This window comes from Pseudomonas sp. GW823-FHT05G12, assembly GCF_058795575.1.
On the sequence record NZ_CM179501.1, the window covers coordinates 376,664 to 394,148 of the forward strand.

The 17,485-nt window shown below is 59.8% G+C and carries 16 protein-coding genes; 7 read left to right on the forward strand and 9 right to left on the reverse strand.

The window, feature by feature from the left end:
* Positions 1–18: 18 nt before the first annotated feature.
* Positions 19–966: a choline ABC transporter substrate-binding protein gene (locus AC3RCM_RS01670; protein ID WP_014589371.1), complete on the reverse strand. Its 948-nt coding sequence runs from the start codon at positions 964–966 to the stop codon at positions 19–21.
* 452 nt (positions 967–1,418) lie between these two features.
* On the opposite strand from AC3RCM_RS01670, the gene AC3RCM_RS01675 reads away from it, so the two are divergent.
* Both AC3RCM_RS01675 and gbdR read left to right on the forward strand, forming a co-directional pair.
* Complete coding sequence (locus AC3RCM_RS01675) at positions 1,419–2,795, forward strand: L-serine ammonia-lyase (protein WP_010951662.1); 1,377 nt, start codon at positions 1,419–1,421, stop codon at positions 2,793–2,795.
* A gap of 500 nt (positions 2,796–3,295) precedes the next feature.
* A complete protein-coding gene (gene gbdR, locus AC3RCM_RS01680; protein ID WP_010951663.1) occupies positions 3,296–4,402 on the forward strand; it encodes a choline metabolism transcriptional regulator GbdR in 1,107 nt (368 codons plus the stop codon).
* A 118-nt stretch (positions 4,403–4,520) separates the two neighbouring features.
* On the opposite strand, the gene AC3RCM_RS01685 is transcribed toward gbdR, so the two are convergent.
* Positions 4,521–4,778 carry a hypothetical protein gene (locus AC3RCM_RS01685; protein WP_003255717.1) on the reverse strand — a complete coding sequence of 86 codons (258 nt, stop codon included), beginning with the start codon at positions 4,776–4,778 and terminating at the stop codon, positions 4,521–4,523.
* 338 nt (positions 4,779–5,116) lie between these two features.
* Here AC3RCM_RS01685 and AC3RCM_RS01690 point away from each other — a divergent pair, with 338 nt between their 5' ends.
* The gene (locus AC3RCM_RS01690; RefSeq protein ID WP_492629321.1) at positions 5,117–6,697 is read left to right on the forward strand and encodes a zinc-dependent metalloprotease family protein; all 1,581 of its coding nucleotides are present in this window, start codon (positions 5,117–5,119) and stop codon (positions 6,695–6,697) included.
* Positions 6,698–6,796: 99 nt separating this feature from the next.
* On the opposite strand, the gene AC3RCM_RS01695 is transcribed toward AC3RCM_RS01690, so the two are convergent.
* The 4 genes from AC3RCM_RS01695 to choX all read right to left on the reverse strand — a co-directional run bounded on the left by AC3RCM_RS01695 (position 6,797) and on the right by choX (position 10,358).
* Positions 6,797–7,267, reverse strand: a complete 471-nt coding sequence (locus tag AC3RCM_RS01695; RefSeq protein ID WP_492629322.1) for a thioesterase family protein — start codon at positions 7,265–7,267, stop codon at positions 6,797–6,799.
* 10 nt (positions 7,268–7,277) lie between these two features.
* Positions 7,278–8,243 (reverse strand): L-carnitine dehydrogenase, encoded by a 966-nt coding sequence (locus tag AC3RCM_RS01700; protein WP_014755071.1) that lies wholly within the window; start codon positions 8,241–8,243, stop codon positions 7,278–7,280.
* Positions 8,244–8,405: 162 nt separating this feature from the next.
* Complete coding sequence (gene cdhC / locus AC3RCM_RS01705) at positions 8,406–9,290, reverse strand: 3-dehydrocarnitine:acetyl-CoA trimethylamine transferase CdhC (protein ID WP_064490896.1); 885 nt, start codon at positions 9,288–9,290, stop codon at positions 8,406–8,408.
* A 123-nt stretch (positions 9,291–9,413) separates the two neighbouring features.
* On the reverse strand, positions 9,414–10,358 hold the full coding sequence (choX, locus tag AC3RCM_RS01710) for a choline ABC transporter substrate-binding protein (protein ID WP_014589378.1): 945 nt from the start codon (positions 10,356–10,358) through the stop codon (positions 9,414–9,416).
* A 144-nt stretch (positions 10,359–10,502) separates the two neighbouring features.
* On the opposite strand from choX, the gene AC3RCM_RS01715 reads away from it, so the two are divergent.
* The gene (locus AC3RCM_RS01715) at positions 10,503–11,450 is read left to right on the forward strand and encodes a GlxA family transcriptional regulator (protein ID WP_011953245.1); all 948 of its coding nucleotides are present in this window, start codon (positions 10,503–10,505) and stop codon (positions 11,448–11,450) included.
* A gap of 3 nt (positions 11,451–11,453) precedes the next feature.
* On the opposite strand, the gene AC3RCM_RS01720 is transcribed toward AC3RCM_RS01715, so the two are convergent.
* From AC3RCM_RS01720 to AC3RCM_RS01730, 3 genes are all read right to left on the reverse strand, one after another.
* On the reverse strand, positions 11,454–12,071 hold the full coding sequence (locus tag AC3RCM_RS01720; RefSeq protein WP_064490897.1) for a hypothetical protein: 618 nt from the start codon (positions 12,069–12,071) through the stop codon (positions 11,454–11,456).
* Between the two features lie 73 nt (positions 12,072–12,144).
* Positions 12,145–12,837: a hypothetical protein gene (locus tag AC3RCM_RS01725; RefSeq protein WP_020193117.1), complete on the reverse strand. Its 693-nt coding sequence runs from the start codon at positions 12,835–12,837 to the stop codon at positions 12,145–12,147.
* 138 nt (positions 12,838–12,975) lie between these two features.
* Positions 12,976–13,392, reverse strand: coding sequence for a lysozyme inhibitor LprI family protein (locus AC3RCM_RS01730; protein ID WP_274145557.1), 417 nt, complete (start codon positions 13,390–13,392; stop codon positions 12,976–12,978).
* Between the two features lie 285 nt (positions 13,393–13,677).
* Here AC3RCM_RS01730 and AC3RCM_RS01735 point away from each other — a divergent pair, with 285 nt between their 5' ends.
* The 3 genes from AC3RCM_RS01735 (at position 13,678) to dgcA (ending at position 17,337) form a co-directional block, all read left to right on the forward strand.
* Positions 13,678–14,655 carry a dipeptidase gene (locus AC3RCM_RS01735; RefSeq protein WP_003255700.1) on the forward strand — a complete coding sequence of 326 codons (978 nt, stop codon included), beginning with the start codon at positions 13,678–13,680 and terminating at the stop codon, positions 14,653–14,655.
* A gap of 75 nt (positions 14,656–14,730) precedes the next feature.
* The gene (locus AC3RCM_RS01740) at positions 14,731–15,261 is read left to right on the forward strand and encodes a DUF5943 domain-containing protein (RefSeq protein ID WP_003255698.1); all 531 of its coding nucleotides are present in this window, start codon (positions 14,731–14,733) and stop codon (positions 15,259–15,261) included.
* A gap of 15 nt (positions 15,262–15,276) precedes the next feature.
* Complete coding sequence (gene dgcA / locus AC3RCM_RS01745; RefSeq protein ID WP_003255697.1) at positions 15,277–17,337, forward strand: dimethylglycine demethylation protein DgcA; 2,061 nt, start codon at positions 15,277–15,279, stop codon at positions 17,335–17,337.
* The last annotated feature ends 148 nt before the right edge of the window (positions 17,338–17,485 follow it).

Here is a 17,485-nt window from a genome sequence, read left to right on the forward strand (position 1 = left end):
GCGCTACTGCGTAGTTCGTTATTGCGTAAGCTTGGCCTTGACCGCCTCCAGGCCAGGTTTGCCATCCACGGTGGTAACGCCGGCCAGCCAGGCATCCAGCTTGCCTGGGTTGTCCTTGATCCATTTCTTGGCGGCGGCTTCGGGTTTCATCTTGTCGTCCAGGACATAGCCCATCATGGTGCTTTCATCCTTGAGCTCGAACGACAGGTTCTTAAGCAGTTGGCCAACGTTGCTGCATTCCTGCGTATATCCCTTGCGGGTGTTTGTCAGCACGGTCGCCTTGCCGAAGTCGGGGCCGAAGAATTCGTCCCCGCCGGTCAGGTACTGCATCTTGAAGCGGGTGTTCATCGGGTGTGGCTCCCAGCCCAGGAACACCAAGGCCTCGCCGCGTTTCTGCGCGCGATCAACCTGCGACAGCATGCCCGCCTCGCTGGACTGCACGATCTTGAAACCGGCGTCCTTCAAGCCAAAGGCGTTCTTGTCGATCATGCTCTGGATGGTGCGGTTGCCGTCGTTACCCGGTTCGATGCCGTAGATCTTGCCGTTCAGTTCCTTCTTGAACTTGGGAATGTCGCTGAAATCCTTCAGGCCCTTGTCGTACAGCGCCTGGGGGACTGCCAGGGTGTACTTGGCGTTTTCCAGGTTGGCGCGCACGGTTTCTACCGTGCCGGCATCGCGGTACTGCTTGATGTCGTTCTCCATGGTCGGCATCCAGTTGCCGAGAAACACGTCCAGGTCCTTGCCGGTGGCCAGCGACTTGTACGTCACCGGTACCGAGATCATGGTGGTGTGGGTTTTGTAACCCAGGGCTTCGAGCACAACGCTGGTGGTCGCGGTCGTGACTGTGATGTCGGTCCAGCCGACATCGGAGAAGCGTACAGTCTGACATTGCTCGGGTTCGGCTGCTTGGGCCAGCAATGGCGCGGACAGCAACGCAACCAGCAACAGCGAGGGTGAACCTTTCATGGATGGACTCCTGAGATATTGTCTTCGGGTTCGCGTGGGTCGCCGGGCTTTCTGAGGGTCCGGTCGACCAGGCCTGCAGAGGGCAGGATGCGTGGCCGTGCTTTACGAGTCGCTTTCGATAATCCTCCAGCGCCGGGCAATCGCCTACTGGTGGGGTCGTATCCAGTACGGAACGGGTCGTATCCAGTATGGGCGATGTCGCTTATGGATTTTTCCACCCCCTCGCGCGCATTTTTGCGTCACCAGGCCGCTGGAAAACGGCGCGGTGGGCGCAGTTCCTGGTTGAAAACAGCGCGGCGCTGCTGGACAAAAGTACGTCGGTTGCAGACGGCGAGGTGGGCGGTAAAAGCCCGATGATGCTGGCATTCAAGGCGGCCCGCTGTTTGAGCCTAGCAGCTACGCCGCCCTGCGCATGGCGCGCAGAGACAAGCCCAGCAAGAGGTGATTCGACAATGGCCATCAGCGTGTTCGACCTGTTCAAGATCGGTGTCGGGCCCTCCAGCTCCCACACCGTCGGCCCCATGCGTGCTGGCGCCCTGTTCGTTCAGGGCCTGCGAGAACGCGGCGAGCTGGAACGTGTAAAGCGGATCGAAGTGCGCCTGTATGGCTCGCTGTCGGCCACCGGTATCGGTCATGGCACCGACAACGCCACCATCATGGGCCTGATGGGCGAGTGGCCTGACGCCATTGACCCGACCCAGATCGTGCCGCGTATCGCCGACCTGCGCGAAACCAACACCCTGCAGCTGGATAGCCGCTTGCCCATCGAGTTTGTCTGGGCCCGCGACATGCTGCTGCTGGACGAGAACCTGCCCTATCACCCCAACGCCATGACCCTGATTGCCGAAGGCGAGCAGGGCGAGTTGCACCGCGACACCTATTACTCGGTGGGCGGCGGCTTTGTGGTCGATGCAGCCCAAGCCGCCAGCGGTGTGCTGGATGCTGACCAGACAGTGCTGCCGTACGACTTCAACAGCGCCGCCGAACTGCTGCGCCTGTGCAAGCAAAACGACCTCAGCGTGTCGCAATTGATGATGGCCAACGAGAAGGTCTGGCGCAGCGAGGAAGACATCCGCGCTGGCCTGCACAAGCTCTGGGAAGCCATGCAGGAATGCGTCAACAACGGCCTCAAGTACGAGGGCACGCTACCCGGCGGGCTGAACGTGCGTCGCCGCGCCGCCAAGCTGCACCGCAGCCTGCAGGAAATCGGCAAGCCCAACGTGATCGGCTCGACCATGAGTGCCATGGAATGGGTCAACCTGTTTGCCTTGGCGGTCAATGAAGAAAACGCCGCCGGTGGGCGCATGGTGACCGCGCCTACCAACGGCGCGGCGGGCATCATTCCGGCAGTGCTGCATTACTACATGCGCTTCAGCGATGCGGTGGATGAATCCAGTGTTGTCGATTACTTCCTGGCTGCCGCCGCTGTGGGCATCCTGTGCAAGAAGAACGCTTCGATCTCTGGTGCCGAAGTGGGCTGCCAGGGGGAAGTCGGCTCGGCCTGCGCGATGGCCGCAGCGGGGCTTGCCGAAGTGCTCGGCGCCACCCCGCCACAGGTTGAGAACGCCGCTGAAATTGCCCTGGAACACAACCTTGGCCTGACCTGCGACCCGGTGGGCGGGTTGGTGCAAGTGCCCTGCATCGAGCGCAACGCGATTGCTGCGGTGAAGGCCATCAACGCGGTGCAGATGGCGTTGCGCGGCGATGGTGAGCACTTCATTTCCCTCGACCAGGTAATCCGCACCATGCGCGATACCGGCGCCGATATGCACGACAAGTACAAAGAGACCTCGCGCGGCGGCCTGGCGGTCAGCGCTATCGAGTGCTGATTTCCTGATCTGACCTTCTGGGCGTCTTCGCGGGCAAGCCCGCTCCTACAGGAACTGTGCAATCCCTGTAGGAGCGGGCTTGCCCGCGAAGAGCCCTTGAGGCTGATGCAGGTGCAACACAACCGCCTATGCCTCTTTATGGTGCGGTGATGGGCGCCCCGCCTACCGATCGTCGGATGTCGCGATCAGTGTAGGCCTTGTCGGTGACACTTAAGGGTGTCGCTTCTGGGAAACCCACGCGGCGCGTGTCACTAAACTGCTCAACCGTTACAGGCAACGCGCTAGCTCGCCTGTTCTGGACGACTGGCCAACACGATGCAAGCACTTGAAATGCCCAGTAAAGGCGTCGTTTTCAGGTTTTTTTGGATAGCCGTTCAATTTTAGGCACGACGTTTGCGTTGAGATTGGCAAGCCTACCCCCGGAAAATGACCGAGGGGTCATAACAAGAAGTAAGTGCCCGCCTGAGGCACACCCTGCATTTGTGTGAGGAGAAATCGCGATGACGTCGTACACCTCCGGGAATCCAACCCAGAACCGCACAACACCCCAGTCCATCGGGTTTCTTCTATTGGACAATTTCACCCTGATTTCCCTGGCATCGGCGGTCGAGCCGCTGCGCATGGCCAATCAGCTGTCTGGCCGTGAGCTGTATCGCTGGCACACGCTGACGATCGATGGCGGCCAGGTGTGGGCCAGCGATGGCCTGCAAATCACACCGGATGCCGCAATCAGCAATGCTCCGCCCATCGACACCGTGATTGTCTGTGGTGGTGTTGGCATCCAGCGCTCCGTCACCCGTGAACACGTCACCTGGCTGCAAGCCCAGGCCCGTCAGTCGCGCAGGCTGGGCGCCGTGTGCACCGGCAGTTGGGCACTGGCCTGCGCCGGCCTGCTCGACGGCTTCGATTGCAGCGTGCACTGGGAATGCCTGGCCGCAATGCAGGAAGCCTTCCCGCGGGTGAACATGAGCACCCGCCTGTTCACCCTTGACCGCAACCGCTTCACCAGCTCCGGTGGCACCGCGCCGCTGGACATGATGCTGCACCTGATCAGCCGTGATCACGGCCGCGAGCTGTCGGCGGCGATCTCCGAGATGTTCGTCTACGAGCGTATTCGCAACGAGCAGGACCACCAGCGTGTGCCGCTCAAGCACATGCTTGGCACCAACCAGCCGAAGTTGCAGGAAATCGTCGCGCTGATGGAGGCCAATCTTGAGGAACCGATCGACCTGGACGAACTGGCGGTCTATGTGTCGGTTTCGCGACGCCAGCTGGAGCGCCTGTTCCAGAAGTACCTGCACTGCTCACCTTCGCGCTACTACCTGAAGTTGCGCCTGATCCGCGCGCGGCAGCTGCTGAAGCAGACGCCGATGTCGATCATCGAAGTGGCATCGGTATGCGGCTTCGTGTCGACCCCGCACTTCTCCAAGTGCTATCGCGAGTACTTCGGTATTCCGCCGCGTGACGAGCGTGTGGGCTCCAACACCGCACAGCAGGTAGCCATGATGCCGATTCCGCAGGCCATGACCCTGTCGCCGCACAGCGGGCCGATGGCGGCCCTGAGCCAGGCGCGCAACGAGTCGACATTTGCCAGTGTAAGGCTCTGATACCGCGCCGGCCTCTTCGCGGGCACGCCCGCTCCCACAGGTCACCCGCTGAACTAAGCCAGCGGTGATCTGTGGGGGCGGGCTTGTTCCGCGAAGAGGCCGGGCCTGGGTAAATGAATTACGCGCGTTTGTTGAACTGCGCCAACGCTGGCAACAGTTGCTTGTCGATGGCCTGGCGCACTGCCGGCAGGATCGTCGCACTACCGGTGTACATCTGCTCCACCATCCCCTTCAGCGCCCGCGCATTGGGCTCAGTCAGCCCACGAACCACCGCTTCACACGCCTGTTCGGCACTGGCCCCGGCAGGAATATCGAAACCGCGCGCGCGCAGGTGGCCGGCGAGGTCGTCCTGATCAATCAAATCCGCATGCATCATGGCTGTTGTCCCTTTTATCGCTAAGAGAGTGCTGCTGTGATTTACGACCGATTCTGTGACGTGTGCGACAGCCTCGCAAGGACAGAATGTCGCCATGGCTGCTTTGGCTAAGAACAGGTCGTTTACGACTAAATCCCCTGCCAGGCAAGCACGCACACTGAGGCCATTCACGGTACAGAGGGTTTGGTCACCCTCGCTCACACGCAGTGGATGTTGCTCGCTCTTGGCCCCGGTAGCTCACGGCTTCCCGGGGTTATTTTTTTGCAACTGTTATTTATGTCAGTTGTTGGGAATCGATGCCCGTGGTCCAGTAAAGCTCCGATATCTGGAGCATGAACATGAACCGGAAACAATTGAAATTCTGCTTGCTAGGTGCTGTGTTTCTTTTTGGAGGATGCACCGCTTCGGACCCTACAAACTATCTCGACAGTTCGGCGGATACGCTGTTTCAGATCAAGCCAGACCAGAACCTCGCCGCCCTTGAGCGGCAATCGGGTACTGACCAGTATTTGAAGCTTTTGTTGAGTGTGGCAGAAGATGCTGAAGTTAAGGAAGTGCAGGTCAAGCCTGGGCTTGTATCGAAAGATACGGCGATGCTATCAATACCTCTGACTGACGGCCGAACGGTGAGTTTCAAGTTGTCAAGAAGCGATAGTGTTGCTTCGGGAATGGTAGGGTGGGTTGGCGATATGCCTTCCAATCGCAGGCAGCTCTACCCCTCACCTGCGGAAATCGATATGGATCCGCTAAACTGGGTTTCGTTGGTGAGTGACGGTAACCTGGTCGTTGGGGATATCCGGGTGGAGGGGCAGCTGTACCGGTTAACGGCGGTTGGCAAAGGCCAGCAAGTTTTGGTCAAGGTTGATGAATCAAAATTACCACCAGAAGCAGCGCCGATATCTGCTCCGGTGCAACCACAGGGCAATACCACGTCACTTACTGCGCCTCTGTCGTCAAAAAGTACGATTAGGGTGCTACTCGTGACAACCCAGCAGTCCAGGGCGCTATTTCCGAATTATAAGATCGAGTTGGCTCAGGCGTTACAGAGCGCGAATCAATACTTGATCAATAGTAAAGTCGATGCTGTCTACGAGCTGTCTGGAATTTACGATTCTGACTACAGTGAAGCAGGTATAGATGCCGAAACTCAGCTGAGGAGTATGATGGCTGATAAACCACTAGGGGCCAAGATAGATATCGAGCGTCAGAAGGCGCGCGCCGATCTGGTTTCAATGCTTTCGACGTTCAGTAATTACTGTGGTTTAGCTTATACGCCGGCGAAAAAGGAGACGGCTGTTTCGGCTATTAGTTGCTTTGGTGCGTTAGCTCATGAATTAGGTCATAATATGGGGGCTACGCATAACCACGAGGAGGAAAGACCGGAGTTACCAAGCTACGCTTATGGCTACAAGCATACAGCGCCAAATTTTCATACGCATATGAAGACCTCGCATGGTGCCATACCCTATTTCTCCAACCCGCGGCTGCAGTATCAAGGGGCTCCTATGGGTACGGTAGATAAAAATGATGTGGCGCGGACTTTCAATGAAAATCGGGACACTGTTGCCAATTTTTATCCGGACCCTGCCCATCCCGTTCGTTTGTGGTTGCACGGGTCGAACCGTGGTTGCTTCATTGATTTGAGGCCGGGTGGAAAAGTCTTGCTCTCATGGTATACGGAATGCAAGGATAATGATGTCGACCCCGTACGGGTTGATGTAAAAGACTTCTACAGTGGTTCGACCCCGAGAAAATTATGCTTCGCCAACATTTTGTACACGGTAAAGAGCTGCTATACGGGAAGTAACTTTTCTGGGGATTTCGTCATCACGAGTGTACATTCTGGCGGTGGTAAACCAGAAGGGTTCACATTTACAAGAAGGCTGATAGGGCCAGTCTATAGAGTGTCATACGAGTGATCGTTATGATTATCCGCTTCTGTACTGTCTGATTGTTGCGGGTGAAGGCGCCAGGGTGCTTCGTATCTGTGGAGACCTTGGCGCCGGCTCCCTGATCATTCAAGAAGGAAGTTTTAGGGTGCGCCCGATGTATTGCGGCGCCGGCGCCCCCTCCTGTTGCTCTACCAAGTGGTTCAATTGGTAAACAGTTGTGTGCCCAAAAGGCGCTGACTGCGGCCCCGCCAGGTCCACGTGCAGTAACATCTGCTCGCTTGCCGCCAGCACCTCGTCGAACCCTGCCCGGTGCAGGCTGTGATACACGTGAAGACGCTTGCGATCAAAACCGATGATCTGCGTCTGCACCCACACCTCGGTGCCCAGCTTCACCTCGTGCAGATAATTGATGTGCGCCTCCAGCGTGAACAGCGAATTACCGCTTTGCCCGCGGCTGTCGGCGTCCAGGCCAATGCGCTCCATCAGGGCATCGGTCGCGTAGCTGAAGATCAGCAGGTAGAAGGCATCGCGAAGGTGCCCGTTGTAATCGACCCAGTCCTCCTGGACCGTGGTGCGGTAGGTGATCAGAGCAGGCATCTTGGTCTCCTTAATCGCTGAACGACATGCCGTGGCTGGCCTTGCTGGACTTCACCGCTTCCAGTACCGCCAGCAGGGTGTCGTCACGGTAGCGCTCCAGTGCAGCGATGCTGCGCTCGCCCTGTTGCTCGGAAGTGCCGCTCACCACATCGTCGATCAGCTTGTCGGTCAGTTCCGGTGCTGGCAGGTACGTCCAGGGCAGCTTCAGGGCCGGGCCGAACTGTGACATGAAGTGGCGCATGCCGGCATCGCCACCGGCCAGGGTATAGGTCAGAAACGTGCCCATGAACGACCAGCGCAATCCTGCGCCGAAGCGGATCGCGTCGTCGATTTCGCCCGTGGTGGCAACGCCGTCGTTGACCAGGTGCAAGGCCTCGCGCCAGAGCGCTTCGAGCAGGCGGTCGGCGATGAAGCCTGGCACTTCCTTGCGCACATGCAGCGGGCGCATGCCGAGTGCGGTGTAGATGGTTTTGGCAGCTTCAATGGCCTCGGGTGAGGTGCGGCTACCGCCGACGATCTCGACCAGCGGCAGCAGGTAAACCGGGTTGAACGGGTGGCCGACGACGCAGCGTTCAGGGTGAGTCGACGACTCGTAGAACTCGCTGGGCAACAGGCCCGAAGTGCTTGAGCCGATGATTGCGTCAGGCTTGGCTGCGGCGCTGATTTTGGCGTGCAGGTCGAGCTTGAGGTCCAGGCGCTCTGGTGCGCTTTCCTGGATGAAATCGGCGTTGCGCACGCATTCCTCGATGGTTGCCACGAACTTCAGGCGGTCTTGCGATGCGCCAGGGGCCAGGCCTTGTTTTTCCAGTGCCGGCCAGGCGTTGGCGACACGTTTGCGCAGTGCCTGTTCGGCGCCGGGCGCCGGGTCCCAGGCCACCACATCCAGGCCATGGGCCAGGGCGCGGGCGACCCAGCCGCTGCCGATCACGCCGCTACCCAGGGCGGCGAAGGTTTTGATTTCAGTGATAAAGGGCATAGCTAGTCCTCAGGGTAAAACACAGTCATCAGGGTTCATGGCTAACCCTGTGGGAGCGGGCATGCCCGCGAACACCGGCACGGCCGGTGCCATCCATCGCGTTGCCTGCTTGGCGGGCACGCCCGCTCCCACAGGGTCTTCGGCGCATTTGCGATCGTTGAATCAGCGGCGCTTGAGGTTCATTTTTTCCCGGCCTTCTGCCGGGCTGAGCACGCGGCCACCCATGCGGGTGATGATCTCGCTTGCGCGTTCCACCAGTTGGCCATTGCTGGCCAGCACGCCACGGTCCAGATACAAGTTGTCTTCCAGGCCCACCCGCACATTCCCGCCGAGCAACACGGCCTGCGCGGCCATGGGCATCTGCATGCGGCCGATGCCGAAGCCGGCCCAGGTGACGTTGGCAGGCAGGTTGTCGACCATGGCCTTCATGGTGGTGGTGTCGGCAGGTGCGCCCCACGGGATGCCCAGGCACAGCTGGAACAACGGGTCTTCGAGCAGGCCTTCCTTCATCATTTGCTTGGCGAACCACAGGTGGCCGGTGTCGAAGATTTCCAGCTCGGCCTTCACCCCCAGTTCGGTAATGCGCTTGGCGCCGGCGCGCAGTTGGGCCGGGGTGGACACGTAGATCGAGTTGCCATCGCCGAAGTTGAGGGTGCCGCAGTCGAGGGTGCAGATTTCCGGCAACAGTGCTTCGACATGGGCCAGGCGCTCCAGCGGGCCGATCAGGTCGGTGCCCGAACCGAACGCCAGCGGCGTTTCCCCCGGGCCGATTTCCAGGTCGCCGCCCATGCCGGCGGTGAGGTTGACGATGATGTCCACGTCGGCTTCGCGGATACGCTCCATGACTTCGCGGTAGAGGTTTACATCACGGCTGAAACGGCCGGTCTGCGGGTCGCGGACGTGGCAGTGGACCACGGTGGCGCCGGCCTTGGCGGCCTCTACGGCGGATTCGGCGATCTGTTTGGGGGTGACCGGGACCAGGTGGCTTTTCGAGGCGGTGTCGCCGGCACCGGTGAGGGCGCAGGTGATGATGACGTCGTGGTTCATGGTGCAGTTCCTTGTGATGTCTGTGTTGGCTTTTTCGCGGGCATGCCCGCTCCCACAGGATCAATGTGATCCCGAGTGTGGCGCTGTACCTGTGGGAGCGGGCGTGCCCGCGAAAGGGCCCTGTCAGTTGGCGGTAAGCTTGAGGTTGTCCGCAGCCGGCTTGCCATCGAAGGTGGTCACACCCTCAAGCCAGCGGGCTTTGTCCTCGGGGTGGTCCTTGAGCCACTGGCGGGCCGATTCCAGCGCATCCTTGTGGTCGAGCAGTGGCTGCATCATGCGGCTCTCGTCCTCGGCGCTGAACTTCAGGTTGGCCAGCAGGCGGTGGGCATTGGGGCAGCGTTCGGCATAGTCCGGCGCCGTCACCGTCCACACCGTCGCACGGCCTTCGTCAGGCCCAAGCGCATCCTGGCTGTCACCCAGGTAGGCCATGTCGATGTTCACGTTCATCGGATGCGGCGCCCAGCCGAAGAACACCACGGCCTCCTTGCGCCGCACCGCGCGGTCGACGGCGGCGAGCATGCCGGCCTCGCTGGACTCGACCAGCTGGAACTTGCCCAGGTCGAACTGGTTCTTGGTGATCATTGCCTTGATCTGGGTGTTGGCGCCGGAACCCGGTTCGATGCCATAGATCTTGCCGCCCAGCTCCTTCTCAAACTTGTGGATGTCGGCGAAAGTCTTCAGGCCCTTGTCGTAGAGGTATTTCGGCACGGCCAAGGTGGCGCGCGCGTCCTCCAGGCTTGGCTTGTCCAGCACTTTGACCTGGTTGGCATCGACGAACGGGGTGATGGTCTGGGTCATGATCGGGTTCCAGTAACCCAGGAACATGTCCAGGCGTTTGTCGCGTATGCCGGCGAAGATGATCTGTTGCGAGGCACTGGTCTGTTTGGTCTGGTACCCCAGGCCGTCGAGCAGTACCTGGGCCATGGCGCTGGTGGCAATGACGTCGGTCCAGTTGACCACGCCAAGGCGCACGTTTTTGCAGGCGGCGGGCTCGGCGGCGAAAAGCGGGGTGGCGACGATGCTGCTCAGGGCAAGGGGCAACAGGCTGCGGCGGATCAAGCTGTGCATGGTGGCTCTCCATCGGCAGTGCATATTGTTATTGAGGGCGGCCTCTGCGGACCGTGTGAATACGCTACGCTGGCGCTACCTTGCCCAAGCGCACGCTAGCGACAGGAATTAGCACCGGGGCGACCAGTTTCTGTGGAGGAGGGGATGATGGAGACGATTGCCTTTCTGTTGGTGCCCGGCTTTTCTGCCATGGGGTTCATTTCGGCAGTGGAGCCGCTGCGGGTGGCCAATCGTTTTGGTGGGCAGTTGTACCGGTGGCAGGTGCTTAGCCTGGACGGTGAGGCGGTGCTGGCGAGCAATGGCATGTCGATCAATGCCGATGCCGCCCTGGGGGAAGGAGAGCCGGCCAACATCCTGCTGGTGGTTGCGGGCTTTGAGCCACTGGCCAATGTCGCACCCAAACTGCTGCATGCGCTGCGCCGGCTCAACCACGAAGCTGTCATGCTCGGTGGCATCGACACGGGCGCGATGGTGCTGGCCGAGGCAGGGCTGCTCGAGGGCTACCGGGCGACATTGCATTGGGAGGCGCTGGAGGCATTCAAGGAACGCTATCCAGGCCTTCAAGCCACCCAGGAGCTGTTCGAGATCGACCGCAGCCGCATCACCTGTGCCGGCGGAACGGCCTCGATCGATTTGATGCTGCACCTGATTGCCCAGTCTCACGGCAGCGAACTGGCGGTCAAGGTGTCCGAGCAGTTCGTGCTGGGTCGTATCCGTCAGCGCCAGGACCACCAGCGCATGCAGATCGGTGCGCGTTATGGCATCAGCAACAAGAAGCTGGTCCATGCCATTGGCGAAATGGAAAAACACATCGAGCCACCGCTGAGTACGCTGGAACTGGCTGCCGCGATCAAGGTGACAAGGCGTCAACTGGAGCGTTTGTTTCGCATGCACCTGGATGCAACACCGAGTGGTTTCTATCTCGGGTTACGGCTGGACAAGGCGCGCCAGCTGTTGGCCCAGACCGACATGTCGGTGACTGAAGTCAGCCTTGCGTGCGGGTTTGAACTGCCATCCTATTTCACGCGGCGCTACAAGCTGAGGTTTGGACGGTGCCCGCGGGAGGAGCGACGGCCCAGCGGTACAAAGTGAGCTTCAATCCAGTTCACGCTCGAGAATGGCCCTTAGCTTTTCGCGATTCCTTGCTTGCAGATCCTCGCGAAGCTGGGCGAAACCTGCTGCATTGAAGCGTGCACCCAGGTGATCGAATATCAGGTTCAGCTTTCTAGTGGGCTCGACCGGGTCGGTAATGCAGTAGGCATAGAACAGGATCGCAACCGGGACCTGGTCCCCTTCATGGTCCATTTCGATACTGAGATGTGAAGAGGCGTTCATGACGGTGAAGGTACGCGTACCTGCCGACTGCAGAGCGGCTTGAACATTTTCGTCGAGGCTCTTGAACCAAGGCCCTTTTTCGCGCGGTGGGGGTAGAAAGCCACTGTACACATCGCTTAATGCAAGCAAGTGCGGCTCATACACAATGGTTTTATGTGTATGTTCGAGCAGGGTGAATTTCAATGATTGCAAGGTGGCGATAGCGACAGTGAACCATTGCTGAGGCTGGGTTTCCATCGAGTATTTTTCATTGGCTACTGCTTGCGAATAACGCAGGCATAGCTGCAAATCTTCCCATGTATCGAGTGTCAGCCAGGGCGCAGGCTTGATGCTTAGCCGCTCCTCGAATATTCGGGTGTCCAGGCTCGTATCGTCCATGTGGCATTGCTCCTTGATGGATGCAGATGACCAGAACCGGGTACCAGCGCGCTCTGGTACCCGGCCTCGCTAATCAGATAGCGAGAAACGCGCCGAGGTCGCCTTTGATCTTCTCATTCACAAGATCACGTGCAGCGTCGAAGTGACGAACGCTGAACGTGCCTTGTTGCGAAGCGCGATAGACGCGGGTAGAGGTTTTGTCGACCTTGCGGGTCAGGGCGCCTTCACGCTCGACTTTCGAGTCGTAGCTGGCCTGGAAGCTGGTCATGTGCATCGCAGGCAGGCCTTGTGGCGTCATTTCGCACTGGGCGACCACGAAGTTGCTCGATTTGCCGGTTTCGCTATGGCTGTGCTTTTCCAGGTGCGCCTTGACTTCCGGCTTCTGCACGACAATTTGCAGAACACGCCTGGCGCAGGCGGCGCGACGAGGGTCCGCGGAGACGCTGATGGTGACGGACTTGGTGATCAGCTCTGCCAGGGTCAGGTTGTCCTCATCAATGGCATCTTCGGCATGTGCTGCGCCCGTCATGGTCCAGCCAAACTTGATCAGGCCATCGTTGTAGAAGTTGTACCACTCGCGCTGCTGGGTTTCCTTGTCGAACTTCTTATTGGCCAGTTCGGTCATCAAGCGCATGCCGGCCAGGATGTCTTCTGCAATGTTGGCAGGCACATTGTCAGCGAAGATGCAGATGGTCTGGCCGGTAGCGGCTACGCGCTCTTGACCCTCTTTGCGGATTTTTTCCATTTCAACTTTGATGTCAGCCACTTTGTAATTCCTTGATAGTTGTGAGTTCCAAGACACACATGGTGAGCACGTGGTCTGAGGGCACTATCGAGCAATTACGCAGGGGGCATCAGCGGCATGTTGTTCCTCTGGAGTTGATCCTTCACTCGCGCGTGCTGATCAATCTTCGGGTGCCGGCTCGTCACTGTTTTGCGAGCCCAGGCTGCGCAAATACTCCGCCCGCTCATCGCTGCGCTGTGCAATGCAGCTGTTCCAGGCGATCTGGTAGGCGTTGCTGCCGGGTTGTTCAGCATGGGTTTCGACCTTGCAGTCTGCATCGCGCAGTTGGCTCCAGACTTTCTCGGCTGCCTCTATTCGCGACATCAGGCCAGCCTCGTCGCCAAACTGATCACGCATGCGCTCGATCAGTTCGTCGTAGGCCGACTGCAGCTCACGCTCGGCGACCTGCTTGTTGAATGCTGCACAGGCGAACGTTTGCTGGTCGGTCTCCACATTGTCGCAAGGTGTGCTTTCTTCCTCACCGGCCTGGGCCCCGCTCACGATGGCCAGCAGCACCAGCCATGCCATTGATTTCATCCGTTTTCTCCTCAACAGGCTGTCGAATCGCAGGGATTCTCGCTCAGCCAGAGGTCAGGTGGTAGCTCCCTGACCAAATGTTCATGTACCGGCCGCAAATGTCGTTATCGAGACTGTCTCTCATCCCCGGAACACGCGCCAGACGCGCTCTTGTCGCGCATTGACGCTTTCGGCAAACCCCCTGTCGTTTTTGCACCGGGGCGCCTCGGGGCACAGGCATATGCTGGCCTCAAAGCGCCGGCAGAAGGTTTGGCGCGACCCAACTCTATAAAAGGGGACAGCCTGATGAGCCCAGCCGAACTACACGCCGACAGCATCGTCATCGATGGCCTGATCATCGCCAAATGGAACCGCGAGCTGTTCGAAGACATGCGCAAAGGCGGCCTCACTGCGGCCAACTGCACGGTGTCGGTCTGGGAAGGGTTCAAGGCTACCGTCGACAACATCGCGTCCAGCCAGAAGCTGATCCGCGACAACAGCGACCTGGTGATGCCGGTGCGCACCACCGCCGACATCCGCAAGGCCAAGGAGCTGGGCAAGACCGGCATCCTCTTCGGCTTCCAGAACGCCCATGCGTTCGAGGACCAGATCGCTTATGTGGATGTGTTCAAGCAGCTGGGCGTGGGCATCGTGCAGATGTGCTACAACACCCAGAACCTGGTGGGCACCGGCTGCTACGAGCGTGACGGCGGGCTGTCCGGCTTCGGTCGCGAGATCGTTGCCGAGATGAACCGTGTCGGCATCATGTGCGACCTGTCCCACGTCGGCTCCAAGACTTCCGAAGAAGTCATCCTCGAATCGAAAAAGCCGGTGTGCTACTCGCACTGCCTGCCCTCGGGCCTGAAAGAGCACCCGCGCAACAAGTCGGACGAAGAGCTGAAGTTCATCGCCGATCACGGCGGTTTCGTCGGCGTCACCATGTTCGCGCCGTTCCTGGCCAAAGGCATTGACTCGACCATCGATGACTACGCCGAGGCCATCGAGTACACCATGAATATCGTCGGTGAAGACGCCATAGGTATCGGTACCGACTTCACCCAGGGTCACGGCCAGGACTTCTTCGAATACCTGACCCATGACAAGGGCTACGCCCGCCGCCTGACCAACTTCGGCAAGATCATCAACCCGCTGGGCATTCGCACCGTCGGCGAATTCCCCAACCTCACCGAGACCTTGCTCAAACGCGGCCATTCCGAGCGCGTGGTGCGCAAGATCATGGGCGAGAACTGGGTAAACGTCCTCAAGGATGTCTGGGGCGAGTAAGCCGCTCTCCAAGCCTGATAGCCCCTGCCAGCAACGCCGGGGCACCCACAAAAAATTTTATGGAGTTGAGTTTCCATGGCCAAAATCGCCCCGCAATTGCCAATCGAAGTCGACAGCGAGACCGGTGTCTGGACCAGCGACGCCTTGCCGATGCTGTATGTGCCTCGGCATTTCTTCGTCAATAACCATATGGGCATCGAGGAAGTGCTGGGCGCCGACGCCTATGCCGAGATCCTCTACAAGGCTGGCTACAAGTCTGCCTGGCACTGGTGTGAAAAAGAGGCCGAGTGCCATGGCCTGGAAGGCGTGGCGGTGTTCGAGCACTACATGAAGCGCCTGAGCCAGCGTGGCTGGGGCCTGTTCGAGATCCAGGATATCGACCTGGATAAAGGTACCTGCAGCGTCAAGCTCAAGCACTCTGCGTTCGTGTACGTCTATGGCAAGTGCGGCCGCAAGGTCGACTACATGTTCACCGGCTGGTTCGCTGGCGCGATGGACCAGATTCTCGCTGCCCGCGGCAGCAAGATCCGCACCGTGGCCGAGCAGGTCTATGGCGGGTCGGAAGAAGGCCACGAAGATGGCCTGTTCGTTACAAAGCCGTTGTAAGCCGGAGATAGCGTCATGGCATTCGAAGCAATGTTCCAGCCGATCCAGATCGGCAAACTGACCATCCGCAACCGTGTGCTCAGCACCGCGCATGCCGAGGTCTACGCCACTGACGGCGGCATGACGACCGACCGCTATGTGAAGTACTACGAAGAGAAGGCCAAGGGCGGCATCGGCCTGGCCATCTGTGGCGGCTCGTCGGTGGTGGCCATCGACAGCCCGCAGGAATGGTGGGCATCGGTCAACCTGTCGACCGACCGCATCATCCCGCACTTCCAGAACCTTGCCGACGCCATGCACAAGCATGGCGCCAAGATCATGATCCAGATTACCCACATGGGCCGTCGCTCGCGCTGGGACGGCTTCAACTGGCCGACGCTGATGTCGCCATCGGGCATTCGCGAACCTGTGCACCGCGCCACCTGCAAAACCATCGAGGTGGAAGAGATCTGGCGGGTAATCGGCAACTACGCGCAGGCTGCGCGTCGCGCCAAAGAGGGCGGCCTGGACGGCGTGGAATTGTCGGCGGTGCACCAGCACATGATCGACCAGTTCTGGAGCCCACGGGTCAACAAGCGTACCGACGAATGGGGCGGCACCTTTGAAGGCCGCATGAAATTCGGCCTGGAAGTATTGAAAGCCGTACGCGCCGAAGTGGGTGACGACTTCTGCGTGGGCATGCGTATCTGCGGTGACGAGTTCCACCCTGATGGCCTCAGCCACGAGGACATGAAGCAGATCGCCGCCTACTACGACGCCACCGGCATGCTCGACTTCATCGGCGTGGTCGGCTCGGGTTGCGATACCCACAACACCCTGGCCAACGTCATCCCCAACATGAGCTACCCGCCGGAGCCGTTCCTGCACCTGGCGGCCGGTATCAAGGAAGTGGTCAAGGTCCCGGTGCTGCACGCGCAGAACATCAAAGACCCGAACCAGGCCACGCGCATTCTTGAAGGCGGCTACGTGGACATGGTCGGCATGACCCGTGCGCACATGGCCGACCCGCACCTGATCGCCAAGATCAAGATGGGCCAGATCGACCAGATCAAGCAGTGCGTCGGTGCCAACTACTGCATCGACCGCCAGTACCAGGGCCTGGATGTGCTGTGCATCCAGAACGCCGCGACCTCCCGTGAGTACATGGGTGTGCCGCACATCATCGAGAAGACCACCGGCGTCAAGCGCAAGGTGGTGGTGGTTGGCGCAGGCCCTGCCGGCATGGAAGCGGCCCGCGTGGCTGCTGAACGCGGCCACGACGTGACCCTGTTCGAGAAGAGGGACCAGATTGGCGGGCAGATCACCATTGCCGCCAAGGCCCCGCAGCGTGACCAGATTGCCGGTATCACCCGCTGGTACCAGCTTGAGCTGGCTCGCCTGAAAGTCGACTTGCGCCTGGGCACTGCCGCTGATGTGGCCGCCATCCAGGACCTGCGCCCGGACGTCATCGTGCTGGCCGTAGGTGGACACTCGTTCCTGGAGCAGAACGAGCACTGGGGCGCCGCTGAAGGGCTGGTGGTCAGCAGCTGGGATGTGCTCGATGGCAAGGTAGCGCCGGGCAAGAACGTGCTGGTGTACGACACCATCTGCGAATTCACCGGTATGTCGGTCGCCGACTTCATCGCCGACAAGGGTAGCCAGGTCGAGATCGTCACCGACGACATCAAGCCAGGTGTGGCCATGGGTGGTACCACCTTCCCCACCTACTACCGCAGCATGTACCCCAAAGAAGTGATCATGACCGGCGACATGATGCTGGAAAAGGTCTACCGCGAAGGCGACAAGCTGGTGGCGGTACTGGAGAACGAATACACCGGCGCCAAGGAAGAGCGCGTGGTCGATCAAGTCGTGGTTGAAAACGGCGTGCGCCCTGACGAGGAGCTGTACTACGCGCTCAAGGAAGGTTCGCGCAACAAGGGCCAGATCGACGTGGAGGCGCTGTTCGCCATCAAGCCACAGCCGATCCTCAGCCAGCCGGGCGAAGGCTACCTGCTGTACCGCATCGGCGACTGCGTGGCCCAGCGCAACGTGCATGCGGCGATCTACGACGCCTTGCGCCTGTGCAAGGACTTCTGATCGTTAACAGTCGCCGCCATCGGGCGCGATCCCTGTAGGAGCGGGTTTACCCGCGAATGCGTCAGCACTGACAACACTGTTGCCTGACCGGACGCATTCGCGGGTGAACCCGCTCTTACATGGGGCCAGTCTCGCCCTCTGGTCGGCG

Coding starts and splice junctions, on each gene's coding strand:
- cdhC (WP_064490896.1), bottom strand. CDS start 9,290: ATGAACCACGACGTCATCATCACCTGCGCCCTCACCGGTGCCGGCGAC.
- gbdR (WP_010951663.1), top strand. CDS start 3,296: ATGACGTCGTACACCTCCGGGAATCCAACCCAGAACCGCACAACACCC.
- AC3RCM_RS01740 (WP_003255698.1), top strand. CDS start 14,731: ATGGCCAAAATCGCCCCGCAATTGCCAATCGAAGTCGACAGCGAGACC.
- AC3RCM_RS01675 (WP_010951662.1), top strand. CDS start 1,419: ATGGCCATCAGCGTGTTCGACCTGTTCAAGATCGGTGTCGGGCCCTCC.
- AC3RCM_RS01670 (WP_014589371.1), bottom strand. CDS start 966: ATGAAAGGTTCACCCTCGCTGTTGCTGGTTGCGTTGCTGTCCGCGCCA.
- AC3RCM_RS01730 (WP_274145557.1), bottom strand. CDS start 13,392: ATGAAATCAATGGCATGGCTGGTGCTGCTGGCCATCGTGAGCGGGGCC.
- AC3RCM_RS01685 (WP_003255717.1), bottom strand. CDS start 4,778: ATGATGCATGCGGATTTGATTGATCAGGACGACCTCGCCGGCCACCTG.
- dgcA (WP_003255697.1), top strand. CDS start 15,277: ATGGCATTCGAAGCAATGTTCCAGCCGATCCAGATCGGCAAACTGACC.
- AC3RCM_RS01695 (WP_492629322.1), bottom strand. CDS start 7,267: ATGCCTGCTCTGATCACCTACCGCACCACGGTCCAGGAGGACTGGGTC.
- AC3RCM_RS01715 (WP_011953245.1), top strand. CDS start 10,503: ATGATGGAGACGATTGCCTTTCTGTTGGTGCCCGGCTTTTCTGCCATG.
- AC3RCM_RS01690 (WP_492629321.1), top strand. CDS start 5,117: ATGAACCGGAAACAATTGAAATTCTGCTTGCTAGGTGCTGTGTTTCTT.
- AC3RCM_RS01700 (WP_014755071.1), bottom strand. CDS start 8,243: ATGCCCTTTATCACTGAAATCAAAACCTTCGCCGCCCTGGGTAGCGGC.
- AC3RCM_RS01720 (WP_064490897.1), bottom strand. CDS start 12,071: ATGGACGATACGAGCCTGGACACCCGAATATTCGAGGAGCGGCTAAGC.
- choX (WP_014589378.1), bottom strand. CDS start 10,358: ATGCACAGCTTGATCCGCCGCAGCCTGTTGCCCCTTGCCCTGAGCAGC.
- AC3RCM_RS01735 (WP_003255700.1), top strand. CDS start 13,678: ATGAGCCCAGCCGAACTACACGCCGACAGCATCGTCATCGATGGCCTG.